The following is a 20,799-nucleotide window of genomic DNA, read 5'->3' on the forward strand; positions in this document are numbered from 1 at the left end:
CGATGTCTAGCCCTGGTCGCCGCCTGCGACCGGGAGCACCGTTCCGGTGATGTAGGACGCCTCGTCGGATGCGAGGAAGCAGATGGCGGCGACCTGCTCGTCGAGAGTGCCGTACCGCTTCATCAGCGACGACTCCTCGGTCTGTGCGATGTGGGCGTCGAACCACTGTTGTTCGACGTCGGTCTGCGGTGTCGGTGTGCCACGCGAGATCCGACGCGGGGGAGCCTGAGTTCCTCCTGGAGCTGTTGCCGCCACGCGTATTCCGTACTCGGCGTATTCCATCGCCAGCGATGCCGTGATCGCGTTGACCCCGCCCTTGGCCGCCGAGTAGGGGATGCGATGTATCCCCCGGGTGGCCGCGGAGGAGACGTTGACGATCACCCCGTGTCCTGCGGCGACCATGGGTGGCAACGCAGCCCGGCATGCGAACAACGTTGTCATGAGCGACCGATCGATCTCGGCACGGATCTCGGCGTCGTCGAACTCGGTGAATGGTTTGAAGTTGATGGCTCCGCCGACGTTGTTGATCAGGATGTCCACGCGCCCGAACGCGTCGATCGCGCTGTCGACGGCGGTGCGTGCGCCGTCGTAGGTCTCCATGTCGGCGACGGCCCCGGCCGCACGAATGCCGTCCTCTGCGAGAGAGTTCGCGACGTCGTGGACGAGTTCGGCGCGGTCGGCGCAGACCACCGCGCCACCTTCCGCCCCGATCCGGCGTGCGGTGTGCTCGCCGATGCCCTGCGCGGCGCCGGTTACGACCACCACCTTGCCCGCGAAGCGGCCCGGAGTGACGAATCGTGGCCGCCGACGGGTCAGTTCGTCGGCCATGGCACGACGCATCGTCTGCTTGGAGCGGTCGGCGTGCACGGCGATCAGACCGCGCGCTCTGTCGCGATCTCCCGAGGCGAACGCCTCGACGATGTCGAGATGGTCCTGCGCGCACAGCGGATGGCACCACGTGGCGTTGCGCAGCACCTCACCCATACGGCCCTTCACCCCGAGGGCCTGGTAGGCCGCGAGCAGATGCTCGTTACCGGTCTGCCCGAACAGGTAGTCGTGGAAGGCCGCGTTGGTTTCGGTGTATTCGACTGCGTCGACAAACTTCTCGCCCTCGACGTAGGGCACCGTTGCCTCGGCGAGGAGTCGGTAACCTGCGAGTTGCCGACTCGTCATCCTGCCGAATGTGAGCTCGAGCGCCCCCAGTTCCAGTGCTGCTCGCGCCTCGAACAGCGCGTCGGACTCGTGGATGCCTGGGTGTTCCTCACCGATTTCGTAGCCCTGGGTCGTCACGGTCGCCGGCGTAGGCGGCCCTGAAGCGGCTACCGGGGCCGGTTCGGCGTCGGTGGCCGTCACCCGTGGCGAGACCACGTCGGTGCTGTCGTCTCGCCGCGGGAAGACGGATTGTCCTGCGATCGAGCGGGAGTCGCCGGAGGCGAGCAGTGTGACGCCGTCGGGGTCGAGCGGTGTGGCGCCGCCGGAGGTGAGCGTCGGCAGTGTTGGCGATGCCTGCGCACCGGGCCAGACCTGTTGGCCTGCGACACGTCTGATCGCTCCGGCGTCGTCGACCGATGTGCCCTGCCCGGATAGGGCTGTCAGTTCGGTGGGTGCGAGCACCTCCTGCCCGGCGACGGCGCGAGCATCTGCGGCCTCGATGATCTCGTGCTCGCGCGCAGGCGTCAGGCGTAACGAGGAATCCATCGGCATGGAATCCGTTTCGCGGACAACCGGTTCCGCCGGGATGGTCGGCGCGGGCACGGCAAGTGCGAACTTCTCGTAGTAGAAGCCGACCGGTTCGATGCCCGCATCGGCGACGTGTGTGCGCACGGATTCGACCATCGGTGGTGGGCCGCACAGGTAGATGGCGACGTCGCCGTCGTAGAGGTGCTCCGGGCGGATGAGACTCATCACGTAACCGTTGTTGGTCGCGGTGGTCTTCGGGTCGGACACACAGTGATCCCAGGTGAACCCCGACAGTTCGCGCGCGTAGAACTCGATGTCGTCGAGGGCCACCAGATCGGTGTCGGTCGACACTCCGTAGATGAGGTGTACCTTGCGGGACGTGTTGTCGTCGAGCATCTTCCGGAGCATCGACAGGATCGGCGCCAATCCGGTTCCGCCTGCGAGAAGCAGAACCGGTCGTGCCGATTCGCGGAGGAAGAACGACCCGTGCGGGCCGGTGAAGGTGATCTCGTCGCCGCGTGTCGCTCGTTCGGTGAGGTAGTCCGACATCACACCGCCCGGCGTCAGCTTGATGAGGAAGACCAGCTGCTCGTCGTGCGGACCGTTGGCAAACGAGTAGGACCGACGCACCGTGGCGTCCGAGCCGCCGGTGTGTGTACTGTCGGGGGACTGTGTCCCCGGCACCGCGATGTTCACGTACTGGCCGGGCAGAAAGGCCAGATCCGCACGGTTGGGGATCGCGATGGTCAGGCGCATCGTCGACGACGAGAGCCGCTCCAGATCGACGATGGTGCCGGTGAACTCGCCGGCAGCGGTCTTGGCGATGTCGGAGGTCGCAGCTATCTGGAGCACCAGATCCGACTGGGGCTTCATACAGCACGGCAATGCGAACCCGTCCGCGCATTCCGATTCCGAGAGCGCGTCGTCGATGTAGGTGCCGCCGTCGTAGTCGCCGGACTCACAGAATGCCTTGCACGTTCCGCATGCACCGTCGCGGCAGTCGAGCGGGATGTTGATGCGCTGCCGGTACGAGGCGTCGGCCACCGTCTGATCCTCGCGGCAGGTGATGAATCGCGTGACCCCGTCCTCGAATGTCAGAGCCACCTGATGCGTCGGCCCCGCAGCGGCCGGCTCGGCGACGGTGTGTCCGGGGTGTGGGTGCCCGGGATGTGTGTGTCCGGGGTGAGTGTCATCGGTATCGCCTTCAGAAGTGGTAGACGTCCACCACGTGGTGGATGTAGTCGTTCTTGAGCACCACAGTCTTTCGGCGGATCAGTGGCGACTCTCCGGAGAAGTCGATGGTGTAGAACGAGGTTCCGTAGTACGGGTCGATCGTGTGATAGCGGAAATACATGGTGTGCCAATTGAATCGGACATCCACGAGGTCGCCGCGACGCTCGATGACCTCGACGTTGGTGATGTTGTGTGACGTCCGGGGCTCGGGAATCGAGGTGGCCGACGACCGTTCGGTCCGGATACGGAAGACGCGGTCCTCGAGACCGCCCTTGTTGGCGTAGTAGATGAGCGAGATCTCGCGCTGCGGATTCTCGACGAGTCGGTCATCGTCGTCCCATGCGGGCATCCAGTACTCGACGTCGTCGGCGTAGCAGTCGAGCCACTTCTCGAACTCGCGGTCGTCGAGGTAGCGGGCTTCGCGGTAGAGGAACTGCTCGATCATGTTCTGCGTGATGAGCTTGTCCGTGTCGGGGGTGAGGTCGGCGGCACTGATGTCGGCCGCCGACGTCGCTGATGTGGTCATGTCACAGTCCTTCTGGCTCGGTGGCGGTCGTTACTGCTGCGCAACGGAATGCGTGTCGTCGGCATCGTTGTCGATGGCCGCGCGCATGGTCTTTAGCCAGTACCCGTGCTGGATCGGGTACAAGCCCTCGTCCTCGTTCTTCACCCCGGCGGAGACGACCCCGGTCATGCCGAGGCTCTCGGCCACCGGGTCGGGTCCTGAAAGCCAATGCTGTGCACCACGACTCATGTCATTCCACGGTGCCGCGGTGGCGCGGAAGGTCAGTTGGCAGGATCGGAACTCCTCGAGGTCGTCGGGAGTGGCCATACCCGAGGCATTGAAGAAGTCCTCGTACTGGCGAATTCGATGCGCTCGGGCGTCGTCGCTCTCACCCTTCGGGGCGATGCAATAGATGGTGACCTCGGTCTTGTCCGGGGCGATTGGCCGGAAGTGCCGGATCTGGGTCGAGAACTGATCCATCAGATAGACATTCGGGTACAGGCACAGGTTGCGTGATCCCTTGACCATGAATTCGCCCTTGGCGTCGCCGAATTCGCGTTTGAGGTCGTCCATCTTGTCCCAGAGGGGCCGGTCCTGTGGGTTGGCCGCCCAGGTCCACAAGCACAGGTGGCCGTGCGGGAACGACCAGTAACCGCCACCGGATTTGCCCCAGCCGCCCGCATCGAGCGCCTTGGTGTCGTTCTTCGACTCCCCGGTGTTGCGGCGCGACGTGGTCGCGGCGTAGTTCCAGTGCGTGGCCGTCACGTGGTAGCCGTCTGCGCCGTTCTCCGCCTGCACCTTCCAGTTGCCGTCGTAGGTGTAGGTTGACGATCCCCGAAGCACCTCGAGGCCTTCGGGGGACTGGTCGACGAGCATGTCGATCACTGCTCGCGTGTCGCCGAGGTGCTCCGACAGTGGCAGAACGTCGTCGTTGAGGCTGCCGAAGAGAAAGCCGCGGTAACTCTCGAACCGGGCCACCGCGGTCAGATTGTGTGAGCCCTCGACGTCGAAGGTGTCCGGATAGCCCGCGCCGTCGGGGTCCTTGACCTTCAGCAGCGTGCCATCGTTGCGGAAGGTCCAGCCGTGGAACGGGCACGTCAGTGTCATCCGGTTGTCGGTTTTGCGTCGGCAGATCATCGCCCCACGGTGCGCGCACGCGTTGATGAGGCAGTGCAGTTCGCCGTCCTTGCTGCGGGTGATGACGACGGGTTGCCTTCCGATGTAGGTGGTGAAGTAGTCGCCCGGCCGTGCCACCTGACTCTCGTGCGCGAGGTAGATCCAGTTGCCCTCGAAGATGTGGCGCATCTCCAGCTCGAAGATCTCCTCGTCGGTGAAGATCCGGCGATTCGCGCGGTACACACCGGCATCGCGGTCGTCGACGATGGCGTCGGCGAGAATGCCGCGCACGTGGTCGTCGGTACTCGTCGTCGATGCCGGATGATCTGCGAGTGTCATCGTTGTCCTCCTGATGTGGGCTGTACGTCGACTCTCGCAGGACGTGCGCTCGGTCACACTAGGGCAATTGCCAGTCCTGACTCAGCGTCGTATTGATCGACAAAAGTGATCAATCAACCGAATCTGAGTCCTTGTCATGTATGTATTCGGCTTCTACCGTGGTGAGTGAACGTGGCAGTGATCACATCTGGATCGACACAGTGATGCGGACATCGCTCGCCATGCATCGCAGGTATCGGGTACGGAAGGAGCGTCGACGATGGAACTGCGTCACCTCCGCTACTTCGCGGCCGTCGCCGACACGTGCCACTTCGGACAGGCCGCGGCCTCGTTGCACGTTGCCCAACCCGCGCTGTCGTACGCGATCCGGCAACTCGAAGCCGAACTCGACGTCACACTGCTGACCAGGACGACCCGGCAGGTCTCGCTGACACCTGCCGGCGAGTATTTCCGGGCCGAGGCGAGTCGGATTCTCGCCGACGTCGACGGCTGCGTCGACGAGGTCCGGCGCATCGCTGCGGGCCGCAGCGGTGTGGTGCGGCTCGGGTTGACCGGCATCGGGGCCTTCTCCCATCTGCCGAGGATCGCCCGCGCACTCAAACAGCAGTTGCCCGACGTCGAGCTCGCCATCTCGGCCGACATGCTGACCCCGACGCAGCGCGACGCTCTCGTAGCCGGTGACATCGATCTGGGGCTGCTCCGCCCCCCGGTCGCCGGTGACGGTATCGAGGTACGCACCATCGACGTCGAACCACTCGTGCTCGCCGTGTCCAGTGACCACCGCCTGGCATCCGAACCGGTTGTGGCGCTGCAGGACCTGCGGAGCGAGCCGTTCGTCATGTACGACAGTCGTGATTCCGCCGTCAACGACGCCGTGCTACGCGCCTGCCGGACTGCGGATTTCGTTCCGCAACGTGCACACGACGCTTCGGGAACACCTGTCCTGCTCGCGCTCGTCGCCGCGGGACTCGGCGTCGCGGTGCTTCCCGGTTCGGTGCGTGCGCTGCAATCGGCAGGCGTGGTCATCCGCGACATCGCAGACGCGGGTTCCATCGAGGTCGCGCTCGCGTGGCGTTCGGACGACGCCAATCCGCTCGTGGCCTCGGTGTCCGAGGTGATCGCCGACGCCTTCGGAGTTGCTGATCTCCTGCCGTCCCCGCTCACCGAACTCTCGACATAAGGACACACATGAAAATCACTGCGATCGAGGCGATTCCGTTCGCGATCCCGTACACCAAGCCGCTGCGCTTTGCCTCCGGCGAGGTCCACGCAGCCGAGCACGTGCTCGTGCGGGTGCATACCGACGACGGCGTCGTCGGCGTCGCCGAGGCACCGCCCCGACCATTCACCTACGGCGAGACCCAGGACGGCATCGTCGCTGTCATCGACAAGGTATTCGCACCACAGCTCGTTGGTCTGACCTTGCTCGAGCGCGAGGTCATCGGCGAGCGGCTCGCCCGTACGGTCGGCAACCCGACAGCGAAGTCGGCGATCGACATGGCCGTGTGGGACGCGCTCGGCAAAATACTCGGCTACCCGGTCGCCGACCTGCTCGGCGGTTACACAGACCGGATGCGCGTGAGTCATATGCTCGGATTCGACGAGCCGTCGGTGATGGTCGCCGAGGCCGCCCGTATGCGGGACACCTACGGCATCAGCACGTTCAAGGTGAAGGTCGGCCGACACCCGGCTTCGTTGGACACCGCGGTCGTACGCGCACTGCGGGAGAGCTTCGGCGACTCCATCGACCTGTACGTGGACGGAAACAGAGGATGGTCGGCATCGGAGTCGATGCGCGCCATGACGGAGATGGCTGATCTGGGGCTGCTCTTCGCCGAAGAGCTCTGCCCCGCAGACGATGTGCAGGGCCGGCGCTGGCTCGTCGAACGTCTCGACGTCCCGTTCATCGCCGACGAGTCCGTGCCAGAGCCCGCCGACATCACGCGCGAGGTGCTCGGCGGATCGGCAACGGCCATCAGCATCAAAACGGCACGAATGGGTTTCACGCGATCGCGACGCGCCCACCACCTCGCAGAAGGGCTCGGCCTCGAGGTGGTGATGGGAAACCAGATCGACGGACAGGTCGGTACCGCATGCACACTCGCCTTCGGCACCGCTTTCGAGTTGACCTCGCGACAGGCGGGGGAGCTGTCGAACTTCCTCGACATGAGCGACGACCTGTTGGCCGAACCGCTGCGAATCTCCGACGGCGTGCTGCACCGCTCCGAAGCGCCGGGCATCGGCGTCGAGATCGACGCCGACAAGCTCGCCCACTACCGACTCGACCGCTGACAGGAGAGACCGAACGATGCTCTTCCACGTACGTATGGACGTCGACATCCCGCACGACCTCGACCCCGATGTCCGGGCCGATACGATTGCGCGCGAGAAGGCGTATTCGCAAGAGCTGCAACGCAAGGGGATCTGGCCGCACATCTGGCGGATCGTCGGCGAGTACTCCAACATCTCCATCTTCGACGTCGCCGACAATGACGAGCTGCACGCCATCCTGTCCGGGCTCCCGTTGTTCCCCTACATGACGATCCGGGTGACGCCACTGGCCACCCACCCCTCAGATATCGCCGCGGGCTGACCGGACCAGCAGCGCAGCCTTCAGCCACACAGTTTTCCAGCCCAGCAAGAAGGAGTACCCATCATGACGAACACCGTCGACGCCAGTTTCAACGAAGAGGTCACGGCGAAGGCCGCCGAGTCGGGCGCCAATGCCTCGGCCCGATTCCGGGAACGCATGACCACCAGCGGATCACGGGCGGGCGTCGTCGACACCGAGCGTGTCAACTACCTGGCCAGCAAAGCAGTGAAGGCGCTCAACGACATCATCCTCGAAGACCGCGTGAGCTACGAGGAATACAACGCTCTCAAGGCATGGCTGATCCGCGTGGGCGAAGACGGCGAGTGGCCCCTGTTCCTCGACGTCTGGCTCGAGCACTCGGTTGAGGAGGTCGCCAACGAGCACCGCGAGGGCAGCAAGGGCACCATCGAGGGCCCGTACTACATCGAGGGATCGCCCGAATTGCCCTGGAATGGGACGATTCCGATGCGCGAGGACGAGCCGGGAACCCCGATGGTGTTCTCCGGACAGGTGCGCGCCGTCGACGGCACGCCGCTGTCGGGCGCCACGCTCGAACTCTGGCACGCAGATGATCTCGGCTTCTACTCGCAGTTCGCACCGGGCCTGCCGGAGTGGAATCTGCGTGGCACCTGGATCGCCGACGACCAGGGCCGATTCGAGATCCACAGCCTGCAGCCTGCGCCGTACCAGATCCCCACCGACGGCGCGTGCGGTCAGCTCATCGAGGCCGCCGGGTGGCACGCGTGGCGGCCTGCGCACCTGCACTTCAAGGTGAGCGCCCCTGGTTATCAGTTGATCACCACCCAGTTGTACTTCCCGGGCGACCCGCACAACGACGACGACATCGCCTCGGCCGTCAAGCCCGAACTGATGCTCGACCCGCAGCCGGTTGAGGGTGGGGTCGCCGTGAAGTACGACTTCGTCCTCGATCCCGAGGCCTGAGTTCAGCCGCTCAGAGATCGGGCGTCCGGCGCGTCGGGCGCCCGATCGACGAACACGGGAGGATGACCATGCTGGTAGCCCCGACAACACTTGTCGCCAACACGTCGTCGGACGACCTGGCGCGGGTCCGCGGTCAGGCGACCTCATGGCGGTCGCCTGAGATCGCCATCACCGATCGCGATCTCAGCGATGACGCCCTGCGGGACCTGATCGACACGGCCGACGCGGCGGGGGAGGAGTCGTTCTCGCGGGCGGTCGGAGCGATCGTGGCGGCGCGCTCGGGCGACTTCCCGCGCATCCCGCACCTCGACGCCGCCGTCGAGATCTTCCGTACTTTTCTCCGGCACGAGATGATCGACGGTTGGCTGTATGTCCGCGAGTCTGACGGATATCTCCATCCCTACCTTGTCATGGATATCGTGCTCGAACACGGCGACCGCACCCATGGTCCCCGGATCAAGTTCACGATGGAAGCCGACAACGCCACCGTGAAACGACCTTCGCGCAAGCCCCGAGTCCTCTACTTCGACGACACCGAGGTAGTCGGCAAGGCTCCGGCCGATGTCCTGCTCGCGGGCGGTGCCTACAAGGAAAGCCCCGATCTCAGAGCCGAGTACCAGGCGCGACGAGACCGGTACCAGCACATCATCGACACCGGCTTCGGACAGCAGTACACGTTCAGCGGCAGGGTTATTCGTACCGACGACTACCGCTCGTCGAACTCGCGTGAGAACCGCAAGGTGGTGCACGACGTCGCGCCCGACGAGATCGCACCGCTCCGAATGGTTGCCGCGTCGGTCCTCTTCGACGGTCGGTACGGCGGAGACGATTTCGGTCCGGTGCCGGTGATCACGGCGGTCCGCGTATTCGACCTCGGTGCGCAGGACTTCCTCGACGTCAACACCGCCGACCTCACCGAGTACGTCTACGACGTCCACCTGCAGGACAAACTCGTCCTGCCCGATGATCAGCGCGAACTGTTGAACATCCTCACCACCGACATCTCGGTGTTCACCGGGGACATCATCGACGGGAAGTCGGCAGGCAACGTGATTCTCGCCAAGGGGCGGCCGGGCGTGGGAAAGACGCTGACCGCCGAGGTGTATGCGGAGGTCACTGGACGCCCGCTCTACTCGATCCACTCCGGATCACTGGGCATCACAGCAGAATTGGTGCGGAAGAACCTCGAGGTGATCTTCGATCGCGCGAAGAGATGGGACGCCGTGCTCCTGCTCGACGAGGCGGACGTCTTCGTCATGGAGCGGGGACTCGACCTGGCCCAGAACGCGATTGTCGCCGAGTTCCTGCGCACCCTGGAGTACTTCGACGGCCTGCTGTTCCTCACCACCAACCGCATCGACGGTGTCGACGAGGCAATCCTCGCGCGGTGCGCGGCGATCATCTCCTACGCGCCACCCGGCCCCAAGGATGCGCGGCAGGTCTGGCAGATCCTCGCCGCCGGAAACGACGTCATCCTCGGCGAGGATCTGCTCGACGACCTCGTCGGCGGCTTCCCCGACATCACGCCGCGGGACGTCAAGATGCTGCTGCGTCTGGCACTGCGCATGGCTCGGCACCGCGGTGTCGAGCTCGACGCATCGGTGTTCGCCAGCAGCGCGGTGTTCCGAGGGTTGCACTATGTGCCGAAATCTGAGCGCGCTCAACGGTAGTGGCCCGTGCGCCATCTCAGCTCGTGAGCACCCAGTCACGGATACCCGGGATGCTGTAGGCAACGCGCCAGGTGCCCATGTGCTCGGATGCCCCACCACCGGTCGCGGGTACGGTGCCCGCGAGGAACGAGACATAGTTGATCGATGTGTTGTGCTCGGTGACTTCGGACACCTGGGTCGAGAACTGCTGTTGTGATGCTCGGCCGTCCCACGTGGCGCGGGTCACCTGTGCCCCCTGCTGCTCGAGCGCGCTCATGATCGAGTTCTCGGTGGGGTAGGCCTTCGTGTCTCCCTGTGACACTGTGACCCAGAAACGCTTGCGCGCCAGTGGAGCCGACTGCTCGGCAGGCCATTGCCCTGCGACGACGTACGAGCTCGCGAAGAGGTCGGGATGCTTGATGTTCATCCCGAGGGTCATCATGGCCCCCATTGATTGGCCCGTGGCGTGTAGGCGTTTCGGATCGATCGAGTAGCGGCGGGTCAGTTCGTGGACGAGGTTAACGGTCGTGTCGAACAACGGCCCTGGTATGTAGTCGTCCGACAACACAACGGAATCGTACTGGGGTGCGAGAACGAAACATTCGTGTCGTGCTTGATCGTCCGGAGAAGCCCAACAGACGGCCCCGAGCCCCTGGACCAGCGGGCCTTTCACATCGGCCCCCACGACACTGGCGTCATGCATGAACAGCACGAGCGGGTAGCTACGTGTCGGCGAGTAGTTCCGTGGAACAAACAGGTTGTACTTCAGTACCTGGCCATTCTCCGGGTCGGAGAACGACTTCTGTTCGAAGAGGTCGACAAGCGGGTCGACACTCGCGCTGGTCCTCATTGCAGTACCCGCTGCGGGATACGTGGTACCCGAGACCGTGCGAATCGCACGGGTTTGTCTCACCGTTGCCGCGGCAGACCGGATGACGGGTTTCGCGCTCGATCCCTGGGGTGGCCCGGACTGTGTCTGGTTCTGTGGTGCGGTGGACTTTGACGACCGGGTGGTCGATTGAGGGTCTCCCCAGAGCAACGCGTTTGCATCTGCGGATGACATCTCGACGATCACGTAGCGGCCGACCACAGGCGTGGCGATAACCGCTGGTGCGCTATTCGTGTACACCCTGGTGATCGTGCGACCGGGCACCGAATACGACGATGTGCTGAGCGAAGTCGACTCGATGTCGATGTCGTACTCCACCGCGACCGCGATCAGCTTCTGACCATCGCCGAAGACCTGCGTGATCGCGGTTGCTCCTCGAGCACGGCTGGTTGGCGCCGGCTCGGATGAGCAGGCTGCCGCGACAACCGTCAGCGCACCCGCGCTCAACGCCCCCGTCAGGAACTGCCTTCTGTTCACCCTGTACCTCGCTGCCGCAATGCCTGTGCAGTCGTGGGTTCGTCACCACACGACGGGCGACGGTCGCCCGATCACACAGCGTAGGAAGCGAGATCGCCCGGTCCGTGTGTACGAGCTGTTCGGTTGCTGAGAGAATTCACGTCGCTAGCCTGGAGGACATGGAATTCAGGTACGACGTCGAGATCGTGACATTCGTCGTCTCGCCTGCCCACGCCTACTTCGGGCGACCCAAGGACGGCCCAGCGGCCGACGTGGTAACCGATAGTCCCGAGGCGGTTGAGGTCGTGGCCGACAAGGGGATTCGCGGTGATCGGTTCTTCGGTGTACGTGCGCACACCGAGGCCGCTGTGACGTTCCTGGCGCTGGAGGCGTGGGAGGCGGCAGCGGGTGGGGCCGACCCGATCGTCGCGCGACGGAATGTGGTGGTGCGGGGCCTCGAACTCGACCCGCTGCGGGGGCGGGAGTTCGGCATCGACACTGGCGACGGCCTGGTGCGTTTCCGCGGCGGACGTCCGGCGCACCCGTGCTCGTGGATGGACGCGATGGCAGGCGACGGTGTCCGCAAGGCACTGATCGGTCGTGGCGGTCTGCGAGCGCAACCGTTGACGTCGGGAACCCTACGGCTGGGTGCCGCGACAATCGTCAGCGACGTCGAACTCGACGCCGACCGCGCGGCAGAGCAGGTCAAGCGCGCACAACCGTTACGGTGACCCGTTCGTGTTACCCCGACGTCAGCGCGCGTAGGAAGAAGCCCAGGTTCGCGGGCTTCTCGGCGAGGCGTCGAACAAAGTAGCCGTACCACTCCTGGCCGTAGGGGATGTACACACGGACCGCTGAACCGCGTGCCGCGAGGCGTCGTTGCTCGTCGGTACGGATGCCGTAGAGCATCTGGTGTTCCCAACTGCCCGAGTCTCGGCCGAACTCGACGGCCATGAGCTGAGTGGCGTCGATCATCGTCGGATCATGGCTGGCGACCATGGGATAACCGTTGCCCTTCATCAGGATTCGCAGGCAGCGCAGATATGCTTCATCGATCATGCTGCGGTCGGGATAGGCGACCGAGGCCGGCTCGGCGTAGGCGCCCTTACACAGCCGGATGCGAGCGCCGGACGCCGCGAACTCGCGGCAATCGTCCTCGGTACGGCGCAGATATGCCTGTAGAACCGTCCCCAGGTCGGGATAGTCGGCGCGGAGAGTGCGAACGATGTCCAGCCGTTCGTCGACCGTCCCGTGATCCTCGGCGTCGACGGTCACCAGCACGCCTGCGGCTGCGGCGGCGCCACAGATGGTGTGCGCGTTCTCCTCGGCTATCTTGCGCCCGTGCCGGGGAAGACACTGTCCGAGAGCAGTCAGTTTCAGCGACACCTCGAGTGTTCCCGGTGGGGTGGTGAACGCCGACATCTGCTGGATGAGAGACATATATGCCGCCACCGTCGCAGACGCCTGCGACTCCGCTGTGGTGTCCTCGCCGAGGTGGTCGACGGTCACCGACAGTCCGCTGTCTAGCGCGGTCGTGATCGCGCCGAGTACATCGGACTCGTTCTCACCCGCGACGAAACGATCGACAACGCGCTCGGTGATCGGCAGTCGTTGTGACGTCGCCTTGATCCGATCGCTGGCTGCTGCGCGCGTGATCACCGGGCGCAGAACGGAATCGAAGAGTGTACTCATCGTCTACTCACCTGCCTCTGTCGTCATGTGCGGATACGACGAATCCGTCGGCGGTACAAAGGTTTCCTTGATGGTGCGCGTCGACGTCCAGCGCATCAGGTTGGCCTTCGACCCCGCCTTGTCGTTGGTGCCCGACGCTCGTGCACCACCGAACGGTTGCTGACCGACAACCGCACCGGTCGGCTTGTCGTTGATGTAGAAGTTGCCCGCGGCGTTGCGCAGCCCGTCCGATGCCGTGGTCACCGCGGCGATGTCGTTCGCGATGATGGATCCGGTGAGTGCATAGCGCGCGGTCGAATCCACCAGGCGCAGCATGGAATCGAAATCCGCGTCGTCGTAGACGTGGACCGACAGGATCGGCCCGAAGTACTCCGTCGAGAAGGCCTCGTCGGACGGGTCGTCGCCGAGCAGGACCGTCGGGCGTACGAAGTAGCCGTCGGTGTCATCGCAGTGGCCGCCGACCGCGACGGTCATCGATGCGACGGTTTTCGCGCGATCGATCGCCGCGACCTGCTTGTCGAAGGCCCTCCGGTCGATCACTGCGCCGCCGAAGTTGGACAGGTCACGCACGTCTCCGTAGCGCAGATCTGCTGCCTCGCTGAGAAAGTCGTCTCCCATGACGTCCCATACCGACCGCGCGATATATGCGCGTGACGCCGCCGAACACTTCTGTCCCTGATACTCGAATGCGCCGCGGATGAGTGCGGCGCGCAGCACGTCGGGATCGGCGGAGGCGTGCGCGACGACAAAGTCCTTGCCACCGGTCTCGCCGACGAGTCGCGGGTAGTTGCGGTACCGGTCGATGTGTGTGCCGACCTGCCGCCACAGGTGCTGGAAGGTGCCGGTGGAGCCGGTGAAGTGGATGCCCGCGAGATTCTCGTCGGAGAGTGCGACGTCGGACACGGCACGTCCGTCACCGTTGACCAGGTTGATCACACCCGCGGGCAGTCCGGCTGCTTCCAGGAGCGTCATCGTCAGGTAGGCCGAGTAGGCCTGGGTGGGCGAGGGTTTCCAGACCACGGTGTTGCCCATCAGCATCGGCGCTGTCGGGAGATTCCCTGCGATGGCGGTGAAGTTGAAGGGGGTGATGGCGTAGACGAAGCCGTCGAGCGGGCGATGGTCGAGCCGGTTCCACACCCCGGCCGACGAGGCGGGTTGCTCGGCGAGGATTTCGCGCGCGAAGTCGACGTTGAATCGCCAGAAGTCGACGAGTTCGCATGGGGCGTCTATCTCGGCCTGTTGCACGGACTTGGACTGTCCGAGCATCGTCGCTGCAGCGATCCTCTCTCGCCACGGACCGCTCAGTAGATCGGCTGCGCGCAGGAGGATCGCCGCGCGTTCGTCGAAGGTTGTGTGGGCCCACGAGTCTCGCGCCGCGAGCGCGGCGTCGACGGCGGCGCGCGCATCGTCGTGGGTGGCGTTGGTCATCGTGCCCAGGACCTCGCGATGGGCATGCGGTTGCACGACGTCGACGCGGTCGCCGTCGCCGATGTGCGCGGACCCACCGATGACGTGTGGCAGCTCGGTCGGCTCACCGGATGCCTGCCTGGCGAGTTCGTTCACGACTCGTGTGCGTTCGGGGGTGCCGGGGGCGTAGGTGTGCACCGGCTCGTTGATCGGGCGTGGGGGTGTGGTGATCGCATCCATTGTCCCAGTTCAACGCGACAACAGGACGAATTCTATGGCCAATCTGCCAAGAAATGCTGGGTCGAGTCGTTCGAACGGACAAGCGGAGGGCGGTCTGACGCCGTGGCCGAACGGTCGACTCCGTGCACGCGAGATCCGACTTTCGGCTGAGGCCGGTGAGGGGGCGCCTCGCCGACCATGAATCGCATGAAGCAACGATATGAGTTCCTGGACATGCTCCGCGGCGTCGCGCTGCTGGGCATCATCGGCGTGAACGCCTGCGACATCACGAGAGTCGGCGATGATCATGTGGCGTCGTCGCACTACATGGACGGACGGATGTTTCTCGACTTCGGCGTCCAGTGTCGATTCGTACCGATCTTCGCGATCCTCTTCGGCGCAACGATGTGGTTCATCGCCGACGGCGCTCGACGCCGCGGTCGGGCGGGTTGGTCGGCCCTGCTGTTGCGCATGGTCGCGCTCGGCGCGATCGGTGTGCTGCATTCACTTCTCTACAGCGGGGACATCTTGCGGGAGTCCGCGATCGTCGGGGCGGTACTCGTGCCCTGCGCAGTGTGGTTGTCGCCGTGGATCTCGCTTGTCGTCGGCGCGGTTCTGACCGGTGTCTCGTTCGGCTTCGTCGGTGGTGGCCTCGATTCGCTGCCCGGATTGATGTTGCTCGGTATGGGGGTGGCCGGTGTCGGGGCGGCTGCGGCCGTCGACCGAGGGTCGCGCTGGATCTGGCCCGCTCTCGTCGTGGCGATCGCGGCGTCGTCGGCTCTGGCATTCAGGCAGTACGTCAGCGACCCGAATACCGACCCCCGCTTCACGATCGACGGCACGCGTGCAGGCCTGGCCATGGCGATCGCCTACACCTGTGTGCTCGCCGCGCTCTGGCAGTCGCGCCACGTGCGTGCGGTCCTGTCCGCGGTGTTCACTCCGCTCGGCCGGATGGCACTGACGAACTACGTGACCGCGAGTGCTGTGCTGTTGGCCACGACCCTCGTCGTCGATCTCCGGGGCGCATGGTCGGTCTGGCCCGCCGTGCTCATCGGCGTCGCGGTGATCATCGTGCAATCGTTCGCGAGTCGGCTCTGGCTCAACCACTTCGTCAACGGACCGCTCGAATGGTGCGTGCGAGCGGTGACATGGCGGACCATCCCGCCGATGCGCCGTGACAGCGGACGCGGATCGCACGCGGTGCCGACTCTCGAGAACGCCGGCCCCGCCGCGTCCGACACGACGCCGCCGACCGTGATCCACGCGACGCCCACTGCGGCTCAGTAGGATACGGCCTGATGCTCACCACTCGATCCCGGCGAACGGCACGGTACGTCGCCATCGGCATTCCGGCGGTGCTCGGCTCGCTGCTCGCGATTGAGCAGTTCCGCGGGTTCGGAGTCGCTGAAGTCGTCGGCGCAGCGGTGGTCGTGCTGGTCGGGCTGGTGGGGTGTGTGAGCTCGTATGCGGTGATCGAGTCGGGGGGCCGACCACGGTACGTCGCCGCGGGTCTGGCCGCGTTCGGCGCTGCGATACTGGTCGGTCTGCTCCTTCCCGCACTCCCGGGTTGGAAGGGCGGCGCGGTGTGGCCCGCTGGGGCGATCTGGGTGGTCGTGTGGATCGTCTATCAGGCCATCACCGTCGCGGGTTCGGTGGCCGACGGCGTCGTGATCGGCGCGTCGATACTGCTCGCGGTCATCCCGTCGCTGCCGGTCGATACCGACGAGCCCTATGACCCCGTCTTCCTGGTGGCGACCGTCGTGGCGCTGGCGGTCGCGGTCGCTGTAGGCCTACGCACGCGCGCATCGCACGCGAGGGTGACCCACGCGGTCGCGAGCACCCGGGAATCTGAAAGGGCGAGAATGGCCATGGAACTCCATGACGTGATAGCTCACGAGGTCGCAGGCATCGCAGTTCTGGCGCAGGCGGGTCAGATGGCAGGTGCGGGCGACACCGAGATCCTGGCAAAGATCGAGGGCAGCGCCCGTCGTGCGCTCACCGATATCCGGGCGATGGTGCAGACGCTGCGCGATCCCGCCGAGATGGATCGGCCGATCACCGCGCCCGGTGGAGCGGACTCCGGCTCGATCCCGCGGCTTGTCGACGAATTCGACTCCACCACAGAGTGTTCAGTCGACAAGGCGATCGACGAGCATGCTCTTGCGCTGGCGTCGGACACGGTGCGGCTCGTGGTGCACAGGGTGCTCGCCGAATCGTTGACCAACATCCGCAGGCATGCGAGTACGGCGTCGTCGGTGTCGATCGATATCGGACCCGATGGCGCGGTTTCGGCGTCGAGCCTCGTGGTGCGCGTGCACAATTCGTCGTCGGCCCGTGTCGGGCATGACACCAGGCTGGCCGGCTCGGGCAGCGGCCTCGCGGGACTACGTGAACGCCTTGCCGCAGTGGGTGGTTCGCTGGAGGCGGGACCTGACGCCGACGGCTGGACGGTCACCGCGTCCATACCGCAGGCCACAGCCCCCAACGCGCTACAACCGCGTGGTGTGGGTGCGTCGCGGGACGATGTCGGACGAGGAGAGCGCCGATGAGCATCCGTGTGGTGGTCGCCGACGACCAGGAGATGGTCCGCACCGGATTCTCGATGATCCTCAGCGCCCAGCCCGACATCGAGGTGGTCGGAGAGGCGGGCGACGGTGTGTCGGCGTTGTCGACGATCGGTGCCGAGCGCCCCGACGTCGCGTTGCTCGACATCCGGATGCCGACGCTCGACGGGATCGAGGTCTGCAGACGCGTTCGGCATGCCGACGCCGGGACACAGGTCGTCATCGTGACGACGTTCGGCGATCCGGCCTACGTGGACGCGGCGCTGGCGGCCGGGGCTTCGGGATTCCTGCTGAAGGACTCCGGACCGTCGCTGCTCGTTGCCGCTGTGCGTGCGGCAGCGGCGGGAGATGCGCTGGTGAGCCCCGAGCTCACGGTGGATCTCCTTGCGCGGCACAGTGCACGCGGCCGTGTCGACGAGGCGGCTGCCGAACTCGTCGCCACCCTCACCGAACGTGAGCGCGAGATCGCCGTGTTGGTCGCCGGTGGTGCGACGAATGCCGAATTGGCCGAGCGGCTGGTCATCTCGCTGGGTACGGTCAAGACCCATGTCACCAACGTCGCCCGTCGTCTGCAGGCGCGCAACCGTGTCGAGATCGCCGCGGCGATGTGGGCAGCGGGCGTGATGGCCGACGACCGTCGGTGACGCTCGCCGGCCATCACCATTCAGCGAGCCGCCGAGCGGGTACGAATCCTGCCGAGGACGATGAGCGCCACCAGCGTCGTCGCCAACAACACCGTCGTGCACGCCGCGGCCGAGAACACCTGCCCGCGATCGGAGAGCCCGAAGATGGTGACAGGAAGGGTTTTCCACGTCGCCGGATACACCATCACCGTGGCGCCCAGTTCTCCCATCGACAGCGCGATCGCGAGACCGGCCGCTGCGCCCAGGGCAGGTGTCAGCATTGGCAGGGTAACCCGGGTCAGTACCCGGAACGGGCTGGCACCCAACGATTCCGCAGCCTGCGCGTAGGCGGGGTCGAGACGTTCGAGCGCAGCGGTGACGGCGCTGAACGCGAATGCGAGGACCAGTACCGTGTGTGCCACGATCACGATCCACCGTGTTCCGCCGAGCAGCAGCGGTCTGGCGTTGAAGCTGATCAGCAGACCCAGTCCGACGGCGACCGAGGGTACTGCGATCGGCAGGTGGAAGACCGCGTCGGTGAAGCGGCGCACCGGTGCCGGTGCCTTTCGCGACGAGAGGGCAGCCCAGGTGCCGAGGACCAACGCGATGGCACCCGCGATGAACGCCGTCTGCAAGCTGACCGAGAGCGATGCCAGATTCTCTCCCGAGAGTGCGTCGCCGAAGTGCGTGAAGCCGAGATTCGACGGCAGCGGGCCGGTCCACGACCCCGCGAAACCGGCGATCACCACGGTGGCGATCGGGGCGACGAACACCATCAGGACGACGACGGCGAAGACGATCCAGGTGATCATCCGACTGGTGCGGGTCCACAACAACATCAGATCTTCTCTCGACGAGTGGTCAGGCGGGCGAACAACAGGCGATAGGCGCCGTAGAGCACCAGCGACAACGCGACCTGCACTGTCGCGAGCACCGCCGCTCCCGGTAGGTCGAAGGTGACGATCCCACGGGTGTAGATGAGGACGGGGAGGGTGGTGACGTCCTTCGCTCCGGTGAACGCGACGATGCCGAATTCGTTGAGCGTCAACAGCAGGACCAGGCTGCCGCCTGCGGCGAGCGCAGGCCACGCTTCGGGCATGATCACCGAGCGCAGTACGCGCAGAGGTGAGGCACCCAGCGATGCGGCGACATTGAGTTGATCGGTCGACATCACCGCGAACGCCGCCAGCAGTGGGCGTACGACGAACGGCGTGAAGAAGGTGATCTCTGCGAGGATCACACCCCACGGCGTCGTGAGGAAGTGCAGTGGGCGTTCACCGGTGACCGCGGCGATGGCCGAATTGACCGCTCCCGCAGAACCGTACAGAAAAGTGAATGCGAGGGTGATCAGGAACGAGGGCAGCGCCAGCACGGTGTCGATCATGCGCGCCACCAAACGTGAACCGGGGAACGGTACGAAGGCCAGCACCACCGACAAGAACGTACCGAGCACGACGCAGCCGATCGTCGAGGCCACCGCGATCCATGCGGTGGTGCCAAGCGAACGCAGGAACACCTCGCTGCTCAGTACTGCGCCCCAGGTGCTCTGGCCCTGTCCGCCGGCCGATTCCGCGAGCATGCGGATCAGCGGATAGACGGCGATGACCACGATGACCACCAGCGGCGGTACAGCCCAGGCCGTCGCGGTGATCCGTCCCGGCGTCCGATTCCGTGGCGGGTCGGTCGGGGGTGCGGGTTCGGCGAGGGTTGTGGTCATCGTGGCCCTCCCGCGGTGTCGACGAGTGTGCCCGCCGGGTCGGGCAACCGGATCCCGACGACCTCGTCGACGGGATGATCGGCGCGCCCGGCGACGTCGGCGTCGATGAGCTGATCGGGCAGGCCGTCGACCGACAGCGTCACGCGCGTCGTCGCGCCCCGCCAGACCGACGAGGTGACCCGTGCCCGCAGGGATCGGTGCGCTCCCATCGCGGTGACCTCGATCTCGTGCGGCCGGATGCACAGGTGTGCGGGAAGCCCGGGCGTCCAGCGAGATATCGGGTCGGGAGCGGTGGCCGACAACATCTTGTCACCGACCTCGACGAGGGCTGTGGCCCCCGAGACACGGCCGACACGGCAGGGCAGCAGATTCGCTCCGCCGAGAAACGACGCCGTGAAGCCCGACGGTGGTCGGTTCCACAACTCCTCGGTGGTGCCGAGGTCGACGAGTCGCGCGTCCCGCATCACTCCGATGCGGTCCGCGAGCGCCAACGCCTCGGTCTGGTCGTGGGTGACGTAGAGCATCGTCGTGTCGGGCAGTGCATCACGTAGATGCTGCAGCTCGCCGACCATGGACTGGCGTAGTGCGGCGTCGAGGGCCGCGAGCGGCTCGTCGAGCAGCAGAACGTCGGGGCGGATCGCCAGTGCGCGTGCGATCGCCACGCGCTGTTGCTGGCCACCGGAGAGTTCACGCGGGAGACGTGCCGCGTAGTCGGACATACTCACCATGGACAACGCTTCGTCGACGCGATCACCGATCTCGCGCTTGGGTATCCGCCGAGCCCGCAACCCGAAGGCGACGTTGTCGCGCACCCGCATGTGCGGGAACAGCGCATAGGACTGCACCACCACTCCGATACCGCGACGAGCCGGGGGTAAATCGGTGATGTCGTCGCCGGACAACCGGACCCGGCCCGCGGTGGGACGGACGAACCCGGCGAGCGCCTTGAGCGCCGTCGACTTGCCAGAACCGCTCGGCCCCAGGAGTGCGACGGTCTCGCCGCGTGGTACCCGCAAGGTGAAGTCGCGCAACGCATCCGTGACATTCTTGCCACGTCCGTAGGAGACCGACACCCTGTCGAATGCGATGGCCGGCTGTGCGGGGGCCGCGGTGACGCCGGAAGAGCCGGTGCTCTCGGCGGTGACGGTCTTACGTGTCAACGGATTACGCGCCAT

Annotated in this window: 18 protein-coding genes; 9 read left to right on the plus strand and 9 right to left on the minus strand. The window is 65.5% G+C overall.

Features of this window, described 5'->3' with window-relative positions:
- Positions 1 to 6: 6 nt before the first annotated feature.
- The 3 genes from benC to benA all read right to left on the minus strand — a co-directional run bounded on the left by benC (position 7) and on the right by benA (position 4,873).
- The gene (benC, locus tag GOACH_RS10775; RefSeq protein WP_005174431.1) at positions 7 to 2,784 is read right to left on the minus strand and encodes a benzoate 1,2-dioxygenase electron transfer component BenC; all 2,778 of its coding nucleotides are present in this window, start codon (positions 2,782 to 2,784) and stop codon (positions 7 to 9) included.
- Between the two features lie 100 nt (positions 2,785 to 2,884).
- On the minus strand, positions 2,885 to 3,439 hold the full coding sequence (gene benB, locus GOACH_RS10780) for a benzoate 1,2-dioxygenase small subunit (protein ID WP_005174432.1): 555 nt from the start codon (positions 3,437 to 3,439) through the stop codon (positions 2,885 to 2,887).
- Positions 3,440 to 3,469: 30 nt separating this feature from the next.
- A complete protein-coding gene (benA, locus tag GOACH_RS10785; protein ID WP_005174433.1) occupies positions 3,470 to 4,873 on the minus strand; it encodes a benzoate 1,2-dioxygenase large subunit in 1,404 nt (467 codons plus the stop codon).
- 259 nt (positions 4,874 to 5,132) lie between these two features.
- Between benA and GOACH_RS10790 the strand changes: the two genes are divergently transcribed.
- From GOACH_RS10790 to GOACH_RS10810, 5 genes are all read left to right on the plus strand, one after another.
- Positions 5,133 to 6,053 carry a LysR family transcriptional regulator gene (locus GOACH_RS10790; protein WP_005174435.1) on the plus strand — a complete coding sequence of 307 codons (921 nt, stop codon included), beginning with the start codon at positions 5,133 to 5,135 and terminating at the stop codon, positions 6,051 to 6,053.
- Between the two features lie 8 nt (positions 6,054 to 6,061).
- A complete protein-coding gene (locus GOACH_RS10795) occupies positions 6,062 to 7,165 on the plus strand; it encodes a mandelate racemase/muconate lactonizing enzyme family protein (protein WP_005174438.1) in 1,104 nt (367 codons plus the stop codon).
- Positions 7,166 to 7,181: 16 nt separating this feature from the next.
- The gene (gene catC, locus GOACH_RS10800; RefSeq protein ID WP_005174442.1) at positions 7,182 to 7,466 is read left to right on the plus strand and encodes a muconolactone Delta-isomerase; all 285 of its coding nucleotides are present in this window, start codon (positions 7,182 to 7,184) and stop codon (positions 7,464 to 7,466) included.
- Positions 7,467 to 7,529: 63 nt separating this feature from the next.
- Positions 7,530 to 8,408 (plus strand): catechol 1,2-dioxygenase, encoded by an 879-nt coding sequence (gene catA, locus GOACH_RS10805; RefSeq protein WP_005174445.1) that lies wholly within the window; start codon positions 7,530 to 7,532, stop codon positions 8,406 to 8,408.
- 68 nt (positions 8,409 to 8,476) lie between these two features.
- Positions 8,477 to 10,078 carry an AAA family ATPase gene (locus GOACH_RS10810; RefSeq protein WP_005174447.1) on the plus strand — a complete coding sequence of 534 codons (1,602 nt, stop codon included), beginning with the start codon at positions 8,477 to 8,479 and terminating at the stop codon, positions 10,076 to 10,078.
- Positions 10,079 to 10,094: 16 nt separating this feature from the next.
- Here the strand turns inward: GOACH_RS10810 and GOACH_RS10815 are convergent, their stop codons facing one another.
- Positions 10,095 to 11,423, minus strand: a complete 1,329-nt coding sequence (locus GOACH_RS10815) for a hypothetical protein (RefSeq protein WP_005174448.1) — start codon at positions 11,421 to 11,423, stop codon at positions 10,095 to 10,097.
- A gap of 158 nt (positions 11,424 to 11,581) precedes the next feature.
- Here GOACH_RS10815 and GOACH_RS10820 point away from each other — a divergent pair, with 158 nt between their 5' ends.
- Complete coding sequence (locus GOACH_RS10820; RefSeq protein WP_005174450.1) at positions 11,582 to 12,133, plus strand: hypothetical protein; 552 nt, start codon at positions 11,582 to 11,584, stop codon at positions 12,131 to 12,133.
- Positions 12,134 to 12,143: 10 nt separating this feature from the next.
- Here the strand turns inward: GOACH_RS10820 and GOACH_RS10825 are convergent, their stop codons facing one another.
- Together GOACH_RS10825 and pruA are read right to left on the minus strand one after the other, a co-directional pair.
- Entirely contained in the window at positions 12,144 to 13,094 is a 951-nt protein-coding gene (locus tag GOACH_RS10825; protein ID WP_005174453.1) for a proline dehydrogenase family protein, read from the minus strand.
- A gap of 3 nt (positions 13,095 to 13,097) precedes the next feature.
- Positions 13,098 to 14,741 carry an L-glutamate gamma-semialdehyde dehydrogenase gene (gene pruA, locus GOACH_RS10830; protein ID WP_005174456.1) on the minus strand — a complete coding sequence of 548 codons (1,644 nt, stop codon included), beginning with the start codon at positions 14,739 to 14,741 and terminating at the stop codon, positions 13,098 to 13,100.
- 186 nt (positions 14,742 to 14,927) lie between these two features.
- Here pruA and GOACH_RS10835 point away from each other — a divergent pair, with 186 nt between their 5' ends.
- Genes GOACH_RS10835 through GOACH_RS10845 form a run of 3 tightly spaced genes read left to right on the plus strand, consistent with a single transcriptional unit; the run spans position 14,928 to position 17,928 of the window.
- On the plus strand, positions 14,928 to 16,007 hold the full coding sequence (locus GOACH_RS10835) for a DUF418 domain-containing protein (RefSeq protein WP_157227662.1): 1,080 nt from the start codon (positions 14,928 to 14,930) through the stop codon (positions 16,005 to 16,007).
- A gap of 11 nt (positions 16,008 to 16,018) precedes the next feature.
- Positions 16,019 to 17,269, plus strand: coding sequence for a sensor histidine kinase (locus GOACH_RS10840; RefSeq protein ID WP_005174460.1), 1,251 nt, complete (start codon positions 16,019 to 16,021; stop codon positions 17,267 to 17,269).
- Complete coding sequence (locus GOACH_RS10845; protein ID WP_005174462.1) at positions 17,266 to 17,928, plus strand: response regulator; 663 nt, start codon at positions 17,266 to 17,268, stop codon at positions 17,926 to 17,928. Before GOACH_RS10840 ends, GOACH_RS10845 begins: the two co-directional genes overlap by 4 nt.
- A gap of 20 nt (positions 17,929 to 17,948) precedes the next feature.
- On the opposite strand, the gene GOACH_RS10850 is transcribed toward GOACH_RS10845, so the two are convergent.
- The 3 genes from GOACH_RS10850 to GOACH_RS10860 are packed head-to-tail and all read right to left on the minus strand — an operon-like array spanning position 17,949 to position 20,799.
- Entirely contained in the window at positions 17,949 to 18,746 is a 798-nt protein-coding gene (locus GOACH_RS10850; protein ID WP_005174464.1) for an ABC transporter permease, read from the minus strand.
- The gene (locus GOACH_RS10855; protein ID WP_005174466.1) at positions 18,746 to 19,624 is read right to left on the minus strand and encodes a 2-aminoethylphosphonate ABC transporter permease subunit; all 879 of its coding nucleotides are present in this window, start codon (positions 19,622 to 19,624) and stop codon (positions 18,746 to 18,748) included. Before GOACH_RS10855 ends, GOACH_RS10850 begins: the two co-directional genes overlap by 1 nt.
- Positions 19,621 to 20,799, minus strand: a complete 1,179-nt coding sequence (locus GOACH_RS10860; RefSeq protein WP_005174468.1) for an ABC transporter ATP-binding protein — start codon at positions 20,797 to 20,799, stop codon at positions 19,621 to 19,623. Before GOACH_RS10860 ends, GOACH_RS10855 begins: the two co-directional genes overlap by 4 nt.

The sequence above is a fragment of the Gordonia aichiensis NBRC 108223 genome, from assembly GCF_000332975.1.
GTDB classification, from domain to species: domain Bacteria; phylum Actinomycetota; class Actinomycetes; order Mycobacteriales; family Mycobacteriaceae; genus Gordonia; species Gordonia aichiensis.